At 67.1% G+C, this 16,238-nt stretch carries 16 protein-coding genes; 1 reads left to right on the top strand and 15 read right to left on the bottom strand.

Translation table 11 applies throughout. The features are described 5' to 3' along the window. Positions 1-276: 276 nt before the first annotated feature. From rnhB to rpsB, 15 genes are all read right to left on the bottom strand, one after another. Positions 277-888: a ribonuclease HII gene (gene rnhB / locus IHD13_RS08480; RefSeq protein ID WP_195860605.1), complete on the bottom strand. Its 612-nt coding sequence runs from the start codon at positions 886-888 to the stop codon at positions 277-279. Between the two features lie 79 nt (positions 889-967). Continuing rightward, positions 968-2,185 (bottom strand): lipid-A-disaccharide synthase, encoded by a 1,218-nt coding sequence (lpxB, locus tag IHD13_RS08475; protein ID WP_326838330.1) that lies wholly within the window; start codon positions 2,183-2,185, stop codon positions 968-970. Beyond that, a complete protein-coding gene (gene lpxA / locus IHD13_RS08470) occupies positions 2,169-2,936 on the bottom strand; it encodes an acyl-ACP--UDP-N-acetylglucosamine O-acyltransferase (protein WP_195860603.1) in 768 nt (255 codons plus the stop codon). Before lpxA ends, lpxB begins: the two co-directional genes overlap by 17 nt. Beyond that, positions 2,933-3,376, bottom strand: a complete 444-nt coding sequence (fabZ, locus tag IHD13_RS08465) for a 3-hydroxyacyl-ACP dehydratase FabZ (RefSeq protein WP_195860602.1) — start codon at positions 3,374-3,376, stop codon at positions 2,933-2,935. Before fabZ ends, lpxA begins: the two co-directional genes overlap by 4 nt. Positions 3,377-3,485: 109 nt before the next feature. Next, complete coding sequence (lpxD, locus tag IHD13_RS08460) at positions 3,486-4,526, bottom strand: UDP-3-O-(3-hydroxymyristoyl)glucosamine N-acyltransferase (protein ID WP_195860601.1); 1,041 nt, start codon at positions 4,524-4,526, stop codon at positions 3,486-3,488. 47 nt (positions 4,527-4,573) lie between these two features. Further along, positions 4,574-5,080, bottom strand: a complete 507-nt coding sequence (locus IHD13_RS08455; RefSeq protein ID WP_195860600.1) for an OmpH family outer membrane protein — start codon at positions 5,078-5,080, stop codon at positions 4,574-4,576. A gap of 34 nt (positions 5,081-5,114) precedes the next feature. Then, positions 5,115-7,451, bottom strand: a complete 2,337-nt coding sequence (gene bamA, locus IHD13_RS08450) for an outer membrane protein assembly factor BamA (protein ID WP_230086205.1) — start codon at positions 7,449-7,451, stop codon at positions 5,115-5,117. 244 nt (positions 7,452-7,695) lie between these two features. Next, a complete protein-coding gene (gene rseP / locus IHD13_RS08445) occupies positions 7,696-9,051 on the bottom strand; it encodes an RIP metalloprotease RseP (protein ID WP_195860599.1) in 1,356 nt (451 codons plus the stop codon). A 3-nt stretch (positions 9,052-9,054) separates the two neighbouring features. Then, a complete protein-coding gene (gene ispC / locus IHD13_RS08440) occupies positions 9,055-10,254 on the bottom strand; it encodes a 1-deoxy-D-xylulose-5-phosphate reductoisomerase (protein WP_195860598.1) in 1,200 nt (399 codons plus the stop codon). Next, a complete protein-coding gene (locus IHD13_RS08435; RefSeq protein ID WP_195860597.1) occupies positions 10,251-11,048 on the bottom strand; it encodes a phosphatidate cytidylyltransferase in 798 nt (265 codons plus the stop codon). The genes ispC and IHD13_RS08435 overlap by 4 nt, the downstream gene beginning before the upstream one ends. Further along, the gene (uppS, locus tag IHD13_RS08430) at positions 11,041-11,799 is read right to left on the bottom strand and encodes a polyprenyl diphosphate synthase (protein ID WP_195860596.1); all 759 of its coding nucleotides are present in this window, start codon (positions 11,797-11,799) and stop codon (positions 11,041-11,043) included. The genes IHD13_RS08435 and uppS overlap by 8 nt, the downstream gene beginning before the upstream one ends. Positions 11,800-11,851: 52 nt before the next feature. Further along, positions 11,852-12,409 carry a ribosome recycling factor gene (frr, locus tag IHD13_RS08425; protein ID WP_195860595.1) on the bottom strand — a complete coding sequence of 186 codons (558 nt, stop codon included), beginning with the start codon at positions 12,407-12,409 and terminating at the stop codon, positions 11,852-11,854. 4 nt (positions 12,410-12,413) lie between these two features. Further along, positions 12,414-13,184 (bottom strand): UMP kinase, encoded by a 771-nt coding sequence (gene pyrH / locus IHD13_RS08420; RefSeq protein ID WP_195860594.1) that lies wholly within the window; start codon positions 13,182-13,184, stop codon positions 12,414-12,416. 185 nt (positions 13,185-13,369) lie between these two features. Further along, positions 13,370-14,239, bottom strand: a complete 870-nt coding sequence (gene tsf, locus IHD13_RS08415; RefSeq protein ID WP_195860593.1) for a translation elongation factor Ts — start codon at positions 14,237-14,239, stop codon at positions 13,370-13,372. A 181-nt stretch (positions 14,240-14,420) separates the two neighbouring features. Then, entirely contained in the window at positions 14,421-15,152 is a 732-nt protein-coding gene (gene rpsB, locus IHD13_RS08410; RefSeq protein WP_146803920.1) for a 30S ribosomal protein S2, read from the bottom strand. A gap of 293 nt (positions 15,153-15,445) precedes the next feature. Between rpsB and map the strand changes: the two genes are divergently transcribed. Further along, the gene (gene map / locus IHD13_RS08405) at positions 15,446-16,237 is read left to right on the top strand and encodes a type I methionyl aminopeptidase (RefSeq protein ID WP_195860592.1); all 792 of its coding nucleotides are present in this window, start codon (positions 15,446-15,448) and stop codon (positions 16,235-16,237) included. The last annotated feature ends 1 nt before the right edge of the window (position 16,238 follow it).

The following is a 16,238-nucleotide window of genomic DNA, read 5'->3' as shown; positions in this document are numbered from 1 at the left end:
CTCTACCTCCTGTCCATGTGGAGGTCATATCCTGGGCCAGTTCAGGGGGCAAATTCCACACCCAACGACGAAGAGCCGGTTTTTAGGGGTGAGGAGCACGGCTCCGAACGGGCTGGCCAGGGATGGCCAGCACCGGTCCTGCAAGCGGAGCAGGATGCGGGAGCGAATCAGGGCAAAAGTAGCGCCCAGGGAGGGGTTTACCGCGCCCCGCGACGGCCTGCCCCCAGGGTAGCCCCGGGCCGCCGAGCAGCAAGTGCACCAACGGCGCTAGCCCAGCTAGAAAAGCGCCAGCTGGCGCTTGACCGGGGCGAAGGAGCGACGATGCTCGGGGAGCGGGCCCAGGCGCTCCAGGGCGGCCAGGTGCTCCCGGGTCGGATAGCCCTTGTGGCGGGCGAAACCATAGTCGGGGTGGCGGTCATCCAGGGCAAGCATCTGGGCGTCCCGGGCCACCTTGGCAAGGATCGAGGCGGCGGCGATGGCCGGGTGGCGGGCATCACCCTTGACCACCGCCTGGCCCGGCAATGGATGTCCGGGCAGGCGGTTGCCGTCCACCAGCAGGTACTCGGCGGCGGGGCGCAGGGCGTCGATGGCGCGACGCATGGCCAGGTGCGTCGCATGATAGATATTCAGCTCGTCCACCTCGGCGGGGCTCGCCTCGGCCACCGCAAAAGCCAGGGCATGCTCGCGGATCTCGCCATCCAGCGCCTGGCGGCGCTTCGCGGAGAGCGCCTTGGAGTCATTCAGCCCCTCGATGGGCCGTGCGGGATCGAGGATCACCGCGGCGGCCACCACGGCCCCCACCAGGGGGCCGCGACCGACTTCATCGACGCCGGCGAGACGCTCACCGATATAGTCGATCACCAGCGGCGGCAACTCGCGCCGGGTCATAAGGCCACCTCATCGACCCACTCCAGGGCCAGGCGTTCGCCGGCATACTCGATCACCAGCGGCGGCAACTCGCGCCGGGTCAAGGAGCGACCTCCTCGGCCCGCTCCGGGGCCACGCTGGCCGGCAGGGGCGCGCCCGCCACCAGCGCCTCGATGGCCTCCGCGGCGCGACGGCTGGCGTCGCGCTGCAAGCCGGCATGCATGGCGGCGAAACGCGCCTCCAGGGCGGCCCGCCCCGCGCCATCGTCGAGCACCGTGCCGAGTTCCGCGGAGATCGCCTCACTACTGGCGGCCTCCTGGATCAGCTCCGGCACCAGGGGCTCCCGGGCGATCAGGTTGGGCAGCGAGATCCACTCGGTCTTGACCAGGCGCTTGGCCAGCCAGTGGGTGGCCGGCGCCATCTTGTAGGCCACCAGCATGGGGCGATGGCAGAGCATCGCCTCCAGGGCCGCGGTGCCCGAAGCCAGCAGCACCGCATCGGCGGCCACCATGGCCTCCCGAGAGCGACCATCGAGCAGGTGGACGCGCCCGGCCAGCGCCGGGTGCGTCGCGAGCAGCGCCTCCAGCTGCTCGCGGCGACCCGGGGAGGCGGCGGGAATCACCACGCAGAGCCTGGAGCGTTCGGTGCAGAGCCGCTCGGCGGCGGCCAGGAAGGTCTCGCCGAGAAAGCGCACCTCATTGGCCCGGGAGCCAGGCAGCAGGGCCAGCACCTCGGCATCCTCGGGAAGGCCGAGCTCGCGACGCGTGGCGACGCGGTCGGTCTCCAGGGGCAGTTCGTCGGCCAGCGGATGCCCGACGAAGGCCACCGGCACCCGGTGGTGGCGATAGAAGGCGGCCTCGAAGGGCAGGAAGGTGAGCATGGCATCGACGGACCGGGCGATGCCCTTGACCCGCCCCTGGCGCCAGGCCCAGACGGAGGGACTGACATAGTGGGCGGTGGTCAGGCCCGCCTCGCGGAGCCGGCGCTCCAGCCCCAGGTTGAAGTCCGGGGCATCGATGCCGATGACGATATCCGGCTGCCAGGCCAAGGCATCCCGGTAGAGGGTACGCCGCACCCGCAGCAGCTCGGGCAGGTGCCTGAGCACCTCCACCAGGCCCATCACCGAGAGAGTCTCCAGGGGGAAGCGGCTGTCGATGCCCCGCTCGAGCATGCGCGGGCCACCGATGCCGCGAAACTCGACGCCGGGGTGACGCGCTTCGAGCTCGCGCATCAGGCCGGCGCCGAGGATATCGCCGGAGAGCTCCCCCGCGACCAGGTAGACCCGTCGCAGGGGGGCTGCCCTAGCGGGTGATGCCACGGGTAGAGGCCTCGATGGAGGCGACGAAGGCATCGGTCTCGGCGAGCCGGAAGCGGCCGCGGATCTCGCCCAGGGCCTGCTCCACGGTGAGCCCCTGGCGGTAGACCAGCTTGTAGGCCTCGCTCAGGGCCTTGATCGCCTCTGTGGAGAAGCCGCGGCGCTTGAGCCCCACCAGGTTGAGGCCATGGGGCTGGGCCGGGTTGCCATTGATCATCACATAGGCGGGGACGTCCTTGGTGATGATGGAGCCGCCGCCGGCCATGGCGTGGGCGCCGAAATGGCAGAACTGGTGGATGGCGGAGAGGCCGCCCAGGATGGCGAAATCGCCCAGGTGAACATGACCGGCCAGGGTCACCTGGTTGGCCAGGATGCAGTCATTACCGATCACGCAGTCATGGCCCACATGGGCATAGGCCATGAAGAGGTTGCGGGAACCGATGGTGGTAACGCCCCGGTCCTGGACGGTGCCACGATGCAGGGTGACGCCCTCGCGGATCACGTTGTCGTCGCCCATCTCCAGGCGCGTGGGCTCGCCGGCATACTTCTTGTCCTGGCAATCCTCGCCCACCGAGGCGAACTGGAAGATACGGGTCCGCTCGCCCAGCACGGTGGGCCCCTTGATCACCACATGGGGACCGATGCGTGAGCCGGCACCGATCTCCACGTCGGGCCCGATCACGCTGAAGGGGCCCACCTCGACGTCCTCGGCCAGGCGCGCCTTGGGGTCAACGATGGCGGTGGGATGAATCAAGCGACCTTCCTCTCGGCACAGATGATATCGGCTTCGCAGGCCAGCTCACCGTCGACGGTGGCACGGCAGGCGAACTTCCAGATGCCGCGCTTCTCGCGCTCGACCCGCGCCTCCAGGCGCAATTGGTCACCGGGCATCACCGGGCGCTTGAAGCGGGCATTGTCGCTGCCCACCAGGTAATAGACGTAGCCATCGGCGGGGAGCTTGTTGACGGTCTTGAACCCCAAGATACCACAGGCCTGGGCCATGGCCTCGATGATCAGCACCCCGGGCATGATGGGGTGGTGGGGAAAGTGGCCATTGAAGAAGGGTTCGTTCACGCTGACGTTCTTGTAGGCAACGATGGATTGCCCCAGTTCCAGTTCCAGCACCCGATCCACCAGCAGGAAGGGGTAGCGGTGGGGCAGATAGTCACGAATTTCGTTGATGTCCATTACCATCGAGGCACCTCTAGAAGACGAAAATGCTCGCCCGACGGGCGAGCATGGAGCGGCGCCGGGCGCCGGTTGACTGGCCAGGCGGTGAATTATACCCGCGCGAGCCCTGGGCTCAACGCGATTGCTGGGCCTTCTCCAGCCGTGCCAGGCGTTTGGCCAGGGCATCGAGCTGCTTGAAGCGCACCGCATTCTTGCGCCACTGGGCGTTGCTCATGGCCCCGGTGCCGGAGGAGTAGACGCCGGGCTCATGGATGGAATTGGTGACCAGGCTCATGCCGGTCACCTGCACCCCGTCGCAGATCGTCAGGTGGCCGGAGAGGCCCACGCCGCCACCCAGCAGGCAGTGCTTGCCCACCTTGGTGGAGCCGGCGATGCCGACGCAGCCGGCCAGGGCGCTGTGATCGCCGATCTGCACGTTATGGGCGATCTGCACCTGGCTGTCGATCTTGACGTCGTTACCGATCAGGGTGTCCCCCAGGGCGCCGCGATCGATGCTGGAACAGCTGCCCACCTCCACGTCATCGCCCAGCACCACCCCACCCAGCTGGGCGATCTTGTGCCACTGCCCGCCATCGTGGGCGAAACCGAAGCCGTCGCCACCGATCACGCAGCCGCTGTGAAGGATGGCCCGCTCGCCGATCACCACCCCGTGGCAGACGGTGACATTGGCATGCAGCCGGGAGCCGGCACCGATCTGGGTATCGGCGCCGATCACCGACCCCGGCCCCACCACCACGCCATCGCCCAGGCTGACGCCGGCCTCGATCACCGCCTGGGGGCCGATCTCCACATCGCGCCCCAGCACCACGCCATCGGCCACCACGGCGGTGGGATGGATACCCGGGGCCTGGCGGCCCAGCAAGGGATCGAAGAGCCGTGACAGGGCCGCATAGCCCAGGTAGGGGTTCTCCAGGGTCAGGCAGGCAACGGGGCAGGCCTCGGCCTGGCCGGGGTGCAGCAACACCGCCGCCGCCCGGGTCTCGGGCAGGTACTTGAGGTAGGCGCGGTTGGCCAGGAAGGTGATGTCGTCGGGGCCGGCCTCGGAGAGGGTGGCCAGGCCGGAGACCCGACGCTGGCCGTCGCCGACCAGGGTCGCGCCGAGCCGCGCGGCCAATTCCTCCAGGGTGAAGGAGGGGGAGTGGGCGTGTGTCATGGGCGCCTTTGCCGGTCAGGGGCCGGGAGCGGGCTCCCGGCGACTCATCAGTTGAGGGTATTGATGATCTGGGTCACCTCGGCGGTGACGTTACGCAGCTCCACCGAGCTGTGGATCACCCCTTCCGGGTCCACCAGCACCTCGATATTGTAGCGGCCGATCACTTCATCCACGGCCTGCTCCAGCTTGGGCTCGGCCTGCTGCAGGAAGGTCTGCTCGGAGCGCATCTGGGCCTCGGCGATCTGCTGGCGCAGCTCCATGAAGCGCTGCTCCTTCTGCTGCCCCTCCTGCATCAGGGCATCGCGCTCGGACTGGGACATCACGGCGCCGTCCTGCTGCAGTCGCTGCTGCAGCTGCTGCAGCTCCTCGCCCAGCCCCTGGGCCTCCTGCTGGGGCCCCTCGATCTGGCCACGCAGCTGGCTCATCTGGCGCTGGGCCTCGTCGGTCTCCATCAGCGCCTGACGCCAGTCCAGCAGCGCCACCTCGGCGGCCTGGGCCAGGCTGGCGGCCCCCATCAGGGCGGCGACACCGAGGGCAAGAGTCAATTTACGCATAGGTCACACTCCTGTGATCCGAAGGGTTGGTGGCTCAGAAGGTCTGACCCAACGAGAACTGGAAGAATTGGGTATCGTCGCCGCTCTTGTCGTTGAGGGGCTCGGCGACGCTGAAGGTCAGCGGCCCCACCGGGGTCAGCCAGGAGAGCCCCACGCCGATGCTGTAGCGCAGCTCACCCAGGTCGACGCCGGACTCGCAGCGCGAGGTCTCACCCGCCGGCACATCGTAGCAGCTGGTCAGGAAGGTGTTACCCGCGTCCAGGAAGAAGCCGGTCTGCAGGGAGCGGCGATCCTCGATGAAAGGCAGCGGGAAGAGCAGCTCCGCCGAGCCCTCCACCAGGACGTTACCGCCCAGGGTGCGATCCCGGCCGCCGCTGGCGGGCGGCGTGGTACGCGGCCCCAGGGTGTTGCCGGTGAAGCCGCGCACCGAGCCCAGGCCCCCGGCGAAGAAGTTCTCGTAGAAGGGGTAGGGGTCATTGCCGATGCTGTCGGCATAGCCCAGGGTGGTCCCGAACTTCAGCGACCAGTCGTTGCCCATGGGGAAGAGCTGCTGGGCGCGGAAGCGCAGCTTGTAGTACTGGGCATCGCTGCCCGGCACCGCGGTCTCCAGCGACAGGCGCTGGTAGTTGCCGGCGGTGGGCATCACCCCGCGGTTGAGGTTGTTGCGCGTCCAGCTGGCGGTGAGCTTGAGGCTCTGGGCATCGGCGCCCTGGTCTTCCACGTACTGGCGGATCTCCAGGGCGGTGTCGTTGTAGGTCTTCACCGTCAGGTCTTCGAGGCTGGCCCCGAAGTTGAGCCGGGTGATCTCGTTGATCGGATAGCCGAAGTTGATCCCGCCACCGAAGGCGTCGGTGGAGTAGGTGGAGATATCCGAGTCTTCGTAGTCGGTCTCCCGGTAGAAGAGGTTATAGCCGCGGGAGATGCCGTCCAGGGTCCAGTAGGGGTTGGTGTAGCCAAAGTTGACCCCGGTGAAGGTGTCGCTGCGCTGGGCATTGAAGTTGACCCGGTTGCCGGTGCCCAGGAAGTTGCTCTGGGAGAGGCCGGCACCGTAGATCACCCCGGCGGTCTGGGAGAAGCCGATGCTCGCCGAGATGGAGCCGGAGGGCTGCTCCTCGACGCGATAGGTCACGTCCAGCTGATCCGGCTCGCCGGGCACCGGGCGGGTCTCCACCTCCACCTGGCGGAAGAAGCCCAGGCGCTCCAGGCGCTGGCGGGACTGGCTGATCGATTCGGTGGAGGCCGGTGCCCCCTCCAGCTGGATCATCTCGCGGCGCAGCACCTCGTCCTGGGTGGTGGTGTTGCCGACGAAGTCGATACGCCGCACATAGGCGCGCCGCCCGGGGTTGACTGCCAGCAGCAGGTCGACGGTCTCGCCGTCGTCACGCACCTGGGGGACCGGCTCGATCTCGGCGAAGGTGAAGCCCTCGGCGCCGAGGCGCGAGCGCAACGCCTCCACCGAGGCGGTCACATCGCTGCGCGAGAAGATCTCGCCGGGAGCCGCCGTCACCAGGGCCCGGGCCTCGCTGCGCGGGATGATCAGGTCGCCCTCGAAGCGAATGTCGCCGAGACGATACTGGCGCCCCTCGTCGACATTGATGGTGATGAAGATCTGCGACTGGTCGGGGCTGATCGCCACCTGGGTGGAGGCGATGTCGAAGTTCACATAGCCGCGATCCAGGTAAAAGGTGCGCAACCGCTCCAGGTCACCGGCCAGGGCCTCCCGGGAGTACTCGTCCTTGGAGAACCAGCCGAAGACGCGCCCGGGACGGTCGCGCAGCTCGAAGACATCGCGCAGGGTGTCGTTGTCGAAGGCCTGGTTGCCGACGATATTGATCTGGCGGATCTTGGCCACCGCCCCCTCGTTGATATCGAGGCGGACGCGCACGCGGTTCTCGCCGACCTCCTCGACCCGGGTATCGATGCGCGCGCTGTAGCGGCCCTGGGCCTGGTAGAGCTGCTCGAGCTCCCGCTGCATTTCCTCCAGGGTGGAGAGCTGCAGCACCTGCCCCTCGGCGAGGCCGGCATCGCGTAGCCCGCTACGCAGGTCCTCCTCGCTGATGCGGGAGTTGCCGCTGATCTCGATGGCGGCGATAAAGGGTCGCTCGACCACCTGGATGATCAATACCTCACCGTCCCGGGCCAGCTGAATATCCTCGAAGAGACCGGTGGCGAAGAGCTCGCGGGCCGCCTCGGCCAGCTCGCGCTCCTCGATCCGTTCACCGGCGCCCACGGGGAAGGCATTGAAGACGGAGGCCGCAGGGACCCGCTGCAGGCCCTCCACGCGGATATCAGAGACATTGAAAGTGTCCGCCGAGGCCGACTGGGTGCCGGCCAGTAGCAGCGCTGCCAATCCGATGGTCTTGAGTTTCATTCAGTCGCTTCGCTCGCGTTGGTCTGCCCATCGAGATCCCGTGCTTCCCTGCAGGAGGAACGGTGTTCGAAATAGGCACCTTATACATTTGTGCGGGTAACTGACAAGGCCGAGGGGGAGATCCCCGGCCAACGCCGGGTCAGGCAACCGGCGCCATCCGCGTTTATCACCGCATTCGCCCGACAGGATAGCGCCCTCCGTGACGGATGCTGCCCGGGCTCGAGGCGCCGGTACCCTCCCTTCCCTACAGGCGCATCAGATCGAAATAGAGGGCCATGATCATCAGGCTACCCACCAGGGCCAGGCCGATCCGCAGGCCGATGGCCTGGGTCTTCTCGGAGACCGGCCGGCCGCGCAGTGCCTCGATGGCGTAGTAGACCAGGTGTCCCCCATCCAGCACCGGGATCGGCAGCAGGTTGAGGATCCCCAGGCTGATCGAAAGATAGGCCATGAAGCTGATAAAGCTCTCCAGGCCGGTCCGGGCCGTATCCCCCGCCACCCGGGCGATGGTGATGGGACCAGAGAGGTTGGAGGGCGAGATCAGGCCCACCAGCATCTTGCGGATCGCATCCAGGGTCAGCAGCGACATCTCGCCGGTGCGCGACAGCGACTGCCCCAGGGCCGCCACCGGCCCGTAGCGCACCTCGCGGCGATACTCCTCGGGCCACTCCACCGGCGCCACCCCGGCGCCGATATAGCCGACGCTCGCCCCGGTCTCCAGCTCGTTGCGCCCCGGCACCAGCGTCAGGGCCAGCCGCTCGTCGCCGCGCTGAACCTCCAGGGCCAGGGGCTCGCCGGGATGGGCCCGCACTACCTCGACGAAGTGCATCCAGTCATCGATGGGCTGACCCTCGGCGCTGAGGATCCGGTCGCCGGGCGCGAGGCCGGCCAGGGCCGCCGCCTCACCCTCCAGCACCTGCCCCAGCTCGGCCGGGAAGGCCGGACGCCAGGGGGTGATACCCAGGCTCAGCAAGGGCTGGGGAGGATCCTGGCGCACCAGGTAGTTGCTCACCGGCAGGCCCCGCTCCCGGGTCGTCTCGCTGCCCTCGTCCCGGGTGGTGAAGCGCAGCTCGCCGTCATGGCCGATGGCCGCCACCAGCTTGAGGTTGACCTCGGCCCAGGAGCGCACCGGGTCGCCCTGGATGGCGACGATCTCCTGCCCCGGGGCCAGGCCACCCCGGGCCGCCGGCGAGTCGGGATCCACCGCCCCCACCACCGGTGCCACCGCGGTGGTCCCCACCACGAAGAGCAGCCAGTAGGCGACGATAGCGAGCAGGAAGTTGGCCAGGGGGCCGGCGGCGACGATGGCGATCCGCGCCCAGACGGACTGGTTGTTGAAGGCCTGATGACGCTCGGCGGGATCCACGGGACCCTCCCGCTCGTCGAGCATCTTGACGTAGCCCCCCAGGGGAATGGCGGCCACGGCGAACTCGGTGCCGTGACGATCGGTGCGCGACCAGAGCGGCTTGCCGAAGCCCACCGAGAAGCGCAGCACCTTGACGCCACAGCGCTTGGCCACCCAGTAGTGACCATATTCATGGAAGGTGATCAGCAGGCCCAGGACCACGATCACCGCCAGCACGTTCTGGATCACGCCCATCGTTTATCCTCCCCGCGGGAAACGCGCCATCAGGGCCTCGGCACGCCGCCGGGCCCGCTCATCCTCGGCCAGGATCGCTTCCAGGGCCCGGGCCGGCCGCACCTCGACCTCCTCCAGCACCGCCGCCACCAGGCGTGGAATATCGGTGAAGCCGAGACGCCCCTCGAGGAAGGCATCCACCGCCACCTCGTTGGCGGCATTGAGCACCGCTGGCGCCGTGCCTCCGACTTCCATGGCCTGCCGTGCCAGGCGCAGGCAGGGAAAGGCCACCTCGTCCGGGGCCTGGAAGTCGAGGCGCGCCACCTGGAAGAGGTCCAGTGCCTCGACCCCGGCATCGATGCGCTCCGGCCAGGCCAGGCCGTAGGCGATGGGCGTGCGCATGTCCGGGTTGCCCAGTTGCGCCAGGACCGAGCCGTCGCTGTAGGCCGCCATGGAGTGGATCACGCTCTGGGGATGCACCACCACCTGAATCCGTTGCGGCGTGGTATCGAACAGCCAGCAGGCCTCGATCAGCTCCAGCCCCTTGTTCATCAGGGTGGCACTGTCCACGGAGATCTTCCGCCCCATGGACCAGTTGGGGTGGGCGCAGGCCTGCTCCGGGGTCACTCCGGCCAGCCGCTCGGCACTCCAGCCCCGGAAGGGACCACCGGAGGCGGTCAACAGCAACTGGGTGACACCATGCCGGCCCAGGCCGCCACGGTGCTCGCTCGGTAGACACTGGAAGATGGCATTGTGTTCGGAGTCGATGGGCAGCAGGGTCGCCCCATGGGCCGCCACCGCCTCCATGAACAGGGCCCCGGACATCACCAGGGCCTCCTTGTTGGCGAGCAGCACTCGCTTGCCGGCGCGCACCGCCGCCAGGGTCGGCAGCAGGCCGGCGGCCCCGACGATGGCCGCCATCACCACTGCCGACTCGCCGGCCTCGGCCACCTCGCACAGGGCCGCCTCGCCGGCGCGCACCTCGGTATCCAGGCCCGCCGCTGCCAGTTGCCGGCGCAGCCAGGCGGCATCCGCCTCGGCACCCAGCACCGCCACCGCCGGACGATGGCGCAGGCAGAGGGTCAGGAGGCCCTGGCGGTCGCGATGGGCGGTCAGGGCATGCACCCGGTAACGCTCGGGATGGCGAGCGATCACGTCCAGGGTGCTGGTACCGATGGAACCGGTGGCGCCCAGCACCGTGACGCCCCGGGGGGCAGCCGTCATAGCCATAGGCGCAGCAGGGCGAAGAGGGGCACGGCGGCGGTAAGGCTATCGATACGGTCGAGCACCCCGCCATGGCCGGGCAGCAGGGCGCTGGAGTCCTTGATGCCGCGGGTGCGCTTGAGCATGCTCTCGAAGAGATCGCCCACCACCGAGATGGCGGTCACCAACCAGGTGATCACCACCAGCCAGACCAGCTGCCCCGCGGAGAGACCCAGCCAGAGGGCGAAGCCCAGCGCCAGCAGGGTGGTGGCCGCCAGGCCGCCCAGCACGCCCTCCCAGGACTTGCCGGGACTGACGCTGGGCGCCAGCTTGCGGCGCCCATAGGCCCGGCCGGCGAAGTAGGCGCCGCTGTCCGCGGTCCACACCAGCAGCAAGACGAAGAGCAGCCATTCGGCCCCGCCGTCGCGCAGGGCGATAAAGCCGACCCAGGTGGGCAGCAATACCCAGAGCCCCATGGCCAGGCGCCGGGCCGGCGCCTGCCACTGGGCCTGGCGCTCGGGATACTGGGTCACCCAGTAGAGGTTGGCCAGCCAGCCGGCGGCCCCCAGCCATAGCGGCCAGGCGGCCTGGGCGGCCCCGGTGAGCCACATCAGTGCCATCAGCGCGGCCACCACGGCAACGCCCAGCAGGCGCTGGCCCGGGCGCTCGTAGCCGGCCAGGTTGACCCACTCCCAGACGCCCAGCAGGACGATGGCGGCAGTGAAGAGGGCGAAGGCGCCACCGTCGAGGCCGAACAGGCCCAGCAGTACCAGGGGCGCCAGAATCAGGGCGGTAATCAGTCGCTGCTTAAGCACCTTGGGCCTCGATCTGTTCGTCGGTCATGCCGAAGCGCCGCAGGCGGCGGGCGAAATCATCCAGCGCCAGGTCGAAGGCGGCGGCATCGAAATCGGGCCACAGCAGCGGCGAGAAGTGGAACTCCGCATAGGCCAGCTGCCAGAGCAGGAAATTGGAGATGCGCTGCTCGCCGCTGGTGCGAATGCACAGGTCCACCGGGGCATCGTCGGCCAGGCTGATCTCGCGCTCCAGGGCCGCCTCATCGATCTCGGCGGGCGCCAGCTCGCCGGCCTGGACCCGCTCGGCCAGGCGCCGGGCAGCGCTGGCGATGTCCCAGCGCCCGCCATAGTTGGCGGCGATCACCAGGTGCAGGCCGCGATTCTCGGCGGTGAGCGCCTCGGCCCGGGCCACATGCTTCTGGATGGAGGGCGAGAAGGCACTGCGCTCGCCGATCACCGAGAGGCGAATATCGTGCTCGTGGAGCTTGCGCACCTCGCGCTTCAGCGCCAACAGGAAGAGTTCCATCAGCGCGCTCACTTCGGCGGGGGGACGCTTCCAGTTCTCGCTGGAGAAGGCGAACAGGGTCAGGGTCTCGACACCGCGTTCGGCGGCACGGCGGATCACCGCCCGCACCGACTCGACGCCGGCATGGTGACCACGGACACCGCTCAGGCCACGGGCCTTGGCCCAACGATTGTTGCCATCCATGATGATCGCCACATGGCGCGGCGTACCACCACGATGGGTTTGGGGGGACTGCGTTGAGGTCATGGGGGCTCGCACGGGGGGGATGGAAAGGCGGGCCCCTCGGGCCCGCCGCGCCTCAGACCTGCATCAGGTCGTGTTCCTTGGCTTCCAGCAGCTTGTCGATCTCGGCGATGTACTTGTCGGTGAGCTTCTGGATGGCATCCTCGCCCTGGTGCTGCTCATCCTCGGTGATCTCTTTCTCCTTGAGCAGGGATTTGATATCACCGTTGGCATCGCGCCGTACGTTGCGCACCGCCACCCGCGCCTGCTCCGCCTCACCGCGGGCCTGCTTGATATAGCCCTTGCGCGTCTCCTCGGTGAGCATCGGCATGGGCACGCGGATCACGTTGCCGTTGGTGGAGGGGTTGAGACCCAGGTCGGAGGTCAGGATGGCCTTCTCCACCTTGGGCACCATGGGCTTCTCCCAGGGCACCACGGAGAGGGTCCGGGCGTCCTCGATATTGACGTTGGCCACCTGGTTGAGGGGCACCTGGGAGCCATAGTACTCCACGGTCACAGCGTCGAGAATGCTGGTATGGGCACGCCCGGTACGGATCTTGTGGAAGTTGGCCTGGAGCGACTCCAGGGTCTTCTTCATGCGGCCTTCGGCGTCTTTCTTGATGTCGTCGATCACGTTTTCAACCTCTATCTATCAGCGTGCCTTCCTTGCCACCCACCACCAGGTTCAGCAGCGCGCCGGGCTTGTTCATGTCGAACACGCGCACCGGCATGCCATGGTCCCGCACCAGGCAGATGGCGGTCAAATCCATCACCCCGAGCTTCTGGTCGAGCACCTCGTCGTAGTTGAGCTGCTCGTACTTGACGGCATCGGCATGCTTCACCGGGTCCTTGTCATAGACCCCGTCCACCTTGGTGGCCTTGACCACCACGTCGGCGTCGATCTCGATGCCGCGCAGGCAGGCCGCGGAATCGGTGGTGAAGAAGGGGTTACCGGTACCGGCGGAGAAGAGTACCACGTCACCGGAGGTGAGGTAGCGAATGGCGGTGCGGCGATCATAGTGCTCCACCACGCCGCTCATGGGAATGGCCGACATCACCCGGGAGCGGATATTCGAGCGTTCCAGGGCATCGCGCATGGCCAGGGCGTTCATCACCGTGGCCAGCATGCCCATATGATCGCCGGTGACCCGTTCCATGCCGGCCTCGTGGAGCGCCGCCCCACGGAACAGGTTGCCGCCGCCGATGACGATGCCCACCTGGACGCCGATCCCCACCAGTTGGCCGATCTCCAGGGCCATGCGGTCGAGCACCTTGGGGTCGATGCCGAAGTCGTGCTCGCCCATCAAGGCTTCACCGGAGAGCTTGAGCAGGATGCGCTTGTACTTGCTCTTGGCGCCACGCTCGGGCTGGGCGCGGTCGGCGGCGGGAATCTCGGGGGTCACGGGCATGGGCGGGTCTCCTGGCAGCGGCAATAATCATTCGGGGAGTCTGTCTACCTTAGCTCAACCGCTCGGCGATCAAGGGGGAGAGACGACTCCTGGCGTAGTTAACGCTGTGGCCGGTGAATGCACCGGCCGGATACGCGAAGGCGTGCGCTTGCGCGCACGCCAACACGTCTCGATGAACTCAGACCTTAGCTGCGCTTGGCCTGTTCCATCACTTCCTTGGCGAAGTCGACTTCTTCCTTCTCGATGCCCTCGCCCACCTCGTAGCGGGTGAAGCCGATCACCTCGCCACCGGCGGCCTTGACGAACTCGGCCACGGACTGGTCCGGGTTCTTGACGAAGGGCTGCTCGGTCAGGCTGTTCTCGGCCAGGTACTTCTTCAAGCGACCCTGAACCATCTTCTCGGCGATGTTCTCCGGCTTACCGGCCATGTCCGGCTGGGCCAGGATGATCGCCTTCTCCTTGTCGAGCTGCTCCTGAGCCATATGCTCGGGACGGGCCACGGCCGGGTTGATGGCGGCCACGTGCATGGCGACATCCTTGGCGGCCTCGTCGCTGGCGCCCTGGAGCACGGTCAGCACGCCGATGCGACCGCCGTGGACATAGGCGCCCACGCGGTTGCCTTCACCGGCCTCGACCAGCACGGCGCGACGCACGGAGATGTTCTCGCCGATCTTCTGCACCAGCTGCTGACGCACGTTCTCCATGTCACCACCCATCAGGGCGGCCACGTCGTCGCTCTTGGACTCGAACAGGGCATCGACGACCTGGTCGGCGAAGGCCTTGAAGTTGTCGTCGCGGGCCACGAAGTCGGTCTCGGAGTTGATCTCGACCATCACGCCGTAGCTGCCGTCGGTGGCCACGCGGGTGACCACGGCGCCTTCGGCGGCGGTACGATCGGCCTTCTTGGCGGCCTTGAGGCCAGAGCTCTTGCGCAGGTTGTCGATGGCCAGTTCGATGTCGCCACCGGCTTCGGTGAGAGCCTTCTTGCACTCCATCATGCCGAGCCCGGTACGCTCGCGCAGTTCCTTGACCTGTGAGGCGCTGATAGCTGCCATGGTAATAACCTCTGAATGATTCGCGTCGGTAATCGGGGGTGTTGCTCCCGCGGCGCAAGGCGCTAGAGCGGGAAAAAAGGGGGCATAGGCCCCCTCCTTAGTCGCCGACCCTGGTGGGGCCTGACAGGCCCGCGATGCAGGATCGCAGGCCAAGATGACACTCAGTGTCGGCGATACGGCATCACTCGGCGACTTCGTCGGACTCGGAGACCTCGACGAATTCGTCGGGACGACCTTCCTTCGCCTTGGCGCAGGCGCCGGCGATGGCCTGGACGTAGATCTGGATGGCGCGGATGGAGTCATCGTTACCGGGGATCACGTAGTCCACACCGTCCGGGTTGGAGTTGGTGTCCACCACGCCGATGACCGGGATACCCAGCTTGTTGGCTTCGTTGATGGCGATCCGCTCGTGGTCGACGTCGATCACGAAGAGCGCATCGGGCAGGCCACCCATCTCCTTGATACCACCGATGGAGCGATCCAGCTTCTCCTGCTCGCGGGTGGCCATCAGGACTTCCTTCTTGGTCAGCTTCTCGAAGGTGCCATCTTCATGCATGGCTTCGAGTTCGCGCAGACGCTTGATGGAAACGCGGATGGTCTTGTAGTTGGTGAGCATGCCGCCCAGCCAGCGATGGTTCACGAAGGGCATGCCCACGCGGCTGGCTTCTTCCTTGATGATCTTGCTGGCAGCACGCTTGGTGCCGACGAACATGATCTTGTTGTTGGCGGCAGCCATCTTCTCGACCACGGCCACGGCGTCGTTCAGGGCCGGCAGGGTGTGCTCGAGGTTGATGATGTGGATCTTGTTGCGCGCGCCGAAGATGAACTTGCTCATCTTGGGGTTCCAGTACTTGGTCTGGTGACCGAAGTGGGCACCCGCCTTGAGCAGGTCACGCATATTGACTTGAGACATGAAAGACTCCTGAAAACTCGGGTTAGGCCTCCATGCACCCCAGGGATCCGACCGCTCGGCCCATTGGCCGCCACGGCACCCGGGACCCTGTGTCGGTGCATGTGTGTTTTAGGCGTTTGACTCACGCCTTCTCTATTATCGCCAGCGAGGCCGAGGGCCACAAGGGACGACGATTGCAGGAAAGCGCGCGGCTTTATACCATACAACGATGCCAAGATGAAGCCGCCCCACCCGCGGAGGCCGCCTCCCGGGGTGTCAAACCGGGGCGCCACCCTTCCCATGATCGAGATTCCATGAACGTTCCCATCAAGACGCCCGACGAGATCGAGAAGATGCGCGAGGCTGGCCGCCAGGCCGCCCTGGTGCTGGAGATGATCACCCCCCATGTGCAGGCCGGCGTCACCACCGGCGAGCTCGACCGCCTGTGCCACGACTTCATCGTCGACGAGCTGGGCTCGGTACCGGCCCCCCTCAACTATCACGGCTTCCCCAAGTCGATCTGCACCTCCATCAACCATGTGGTGTGCCACGGCATCCCCGACGACGCCAAGAAGCTCAAGAAGGGCGACATCATGAACCTGGATGTCACCGTCAAGACCGTCGACGGCTACCACGGCGACACCAGCAAGATGTTTATCATCGGTGAAAACATCCAGGGCGAACGGCTGGCCCGCATCACCCAGGAGTGCCTCTACAAGAGCATCGCCCTGGTCCGCCCCGGGGCACGCCTCTCCGAACTGGCCCGCGTCATCCAGCAACATGCCGAGGCCAATGGCTACTCGGTGGTGCGCGACTTCTGTGGCCACGGCATCGGCGCCGGCTTCCACGAGGACCCGCAGATCCTCCACTACGACGGCTACGCCCCCGAGGCCGACATCGCCCTCGCCGAGGGCATGTGCTTCACCATCGAGCCGATGATCAACGTGGGCGGCTACCGCACCAAGGTGCTGCGCGACAACTGGACCGCGGTGACCAAGGATCGCAGCCTCTCCGCCCAGTGGGAGCACACCCTGCTGGTCACCGCCGACGGCGTCGAGGTGCTCACCGCCCGCAGCGAGGAAGACCTCGGCTTTCTCGAGCACTGAC

The sequence above is a fragment of the Halomonas sp. 328 genome, from assembly GCF_015645095.1.
Classification (GTDB): Bacteria; Pseudomonadota; Gammaproteobacteria; order Pseudomonadales; family Halomonadaceae; genus Bisbaumannia.
Note: the sequence above shows the minus strand (reverse complement) of the source record. Positions and strands in the feature narration are given on the sequence as shown.

Bases quoted from the DNA above. Each gene is read 5' to 3' on its own strand.
- rnhB (WP_195860605.1), bottom strand. From the start codon at position 888: ATGACCCGGCGCGAGTTGCCGCCGCTGGTGATCGACTATATCGGTGAG.
- fabZ (WP_195860602.1), bottom strand. From the start codon at position 3,376: ATGGTAATGGACATCAACGAAATTCGTGACTATCTGCCCCACCGCTAC.
- lpxD (WP_195860601.1), bottom strand. From the start codon at position 4,526: ATGACACACGCCCACTCCCCCTCCTTCACCCTGGAGGAATTGGCCGCG.
- IHD13_RS08455 (WP_195860600.1), bottom strand. From the start codon at position 5,080: ATGCGTAAATTGACTCTTGCCCTCGGTGTCGCCGCCCTGATGGGGGCC.
- bamA (WP_230086205.1), bottom strand. From the start codon at position 7,451: ATGAAACTCAAGACCATCGGATTGGCAGCGCTGCTACTGGCCGGCACC.
- rseP (WP_195860599.1), bottom strand. From the start codon at position 9,051: ATGGGCGTGATCCAGAACGTGCTGGCGGTGATCGTGGTCCTGGGCCTG.
- ispC (WP_195860598.1), bottom strand. From the start codon at position 10,254: ATGACGGCTGCCCCCCGGGGCGTCACGGTGCTGGGCGCCACCGGTTCC.
- uppS (WP_195860596.1), bottom strand. From the start codon at position 11,799: ATGACCTCAACGCAGTCCCCCCAAACCCATCGTGGTGGTACGCCGCGC.
- pyrH (WP_195860594.1), bottom strand. From the start codon at position 13,184: ATGCCCGTGACCCCCGAGATTCCCGCCGCCGACCGCGCCCAGCCCGAG.
- tsf (WP_195860593.1), bottom strand. From the start codon at position 14,239: ATGGCAGCTATCAGCGCCTCACAGGTCAAGGAACTGCGCGAGCGTACC.
- rpsB (WP_146803920.1), bottom strand. From the start codon at position 15,152: ATGTCTCAAGTCAATATGCGTGACCTGCTCAAGGCGGGTGCCCACTTC.
- map (WP_195860592.1), top strand. From the start codon at position 15,446: ATGAACGTTCCCATCAAGACGCCCGACGAGATCGAGAAGATGCGCGAG.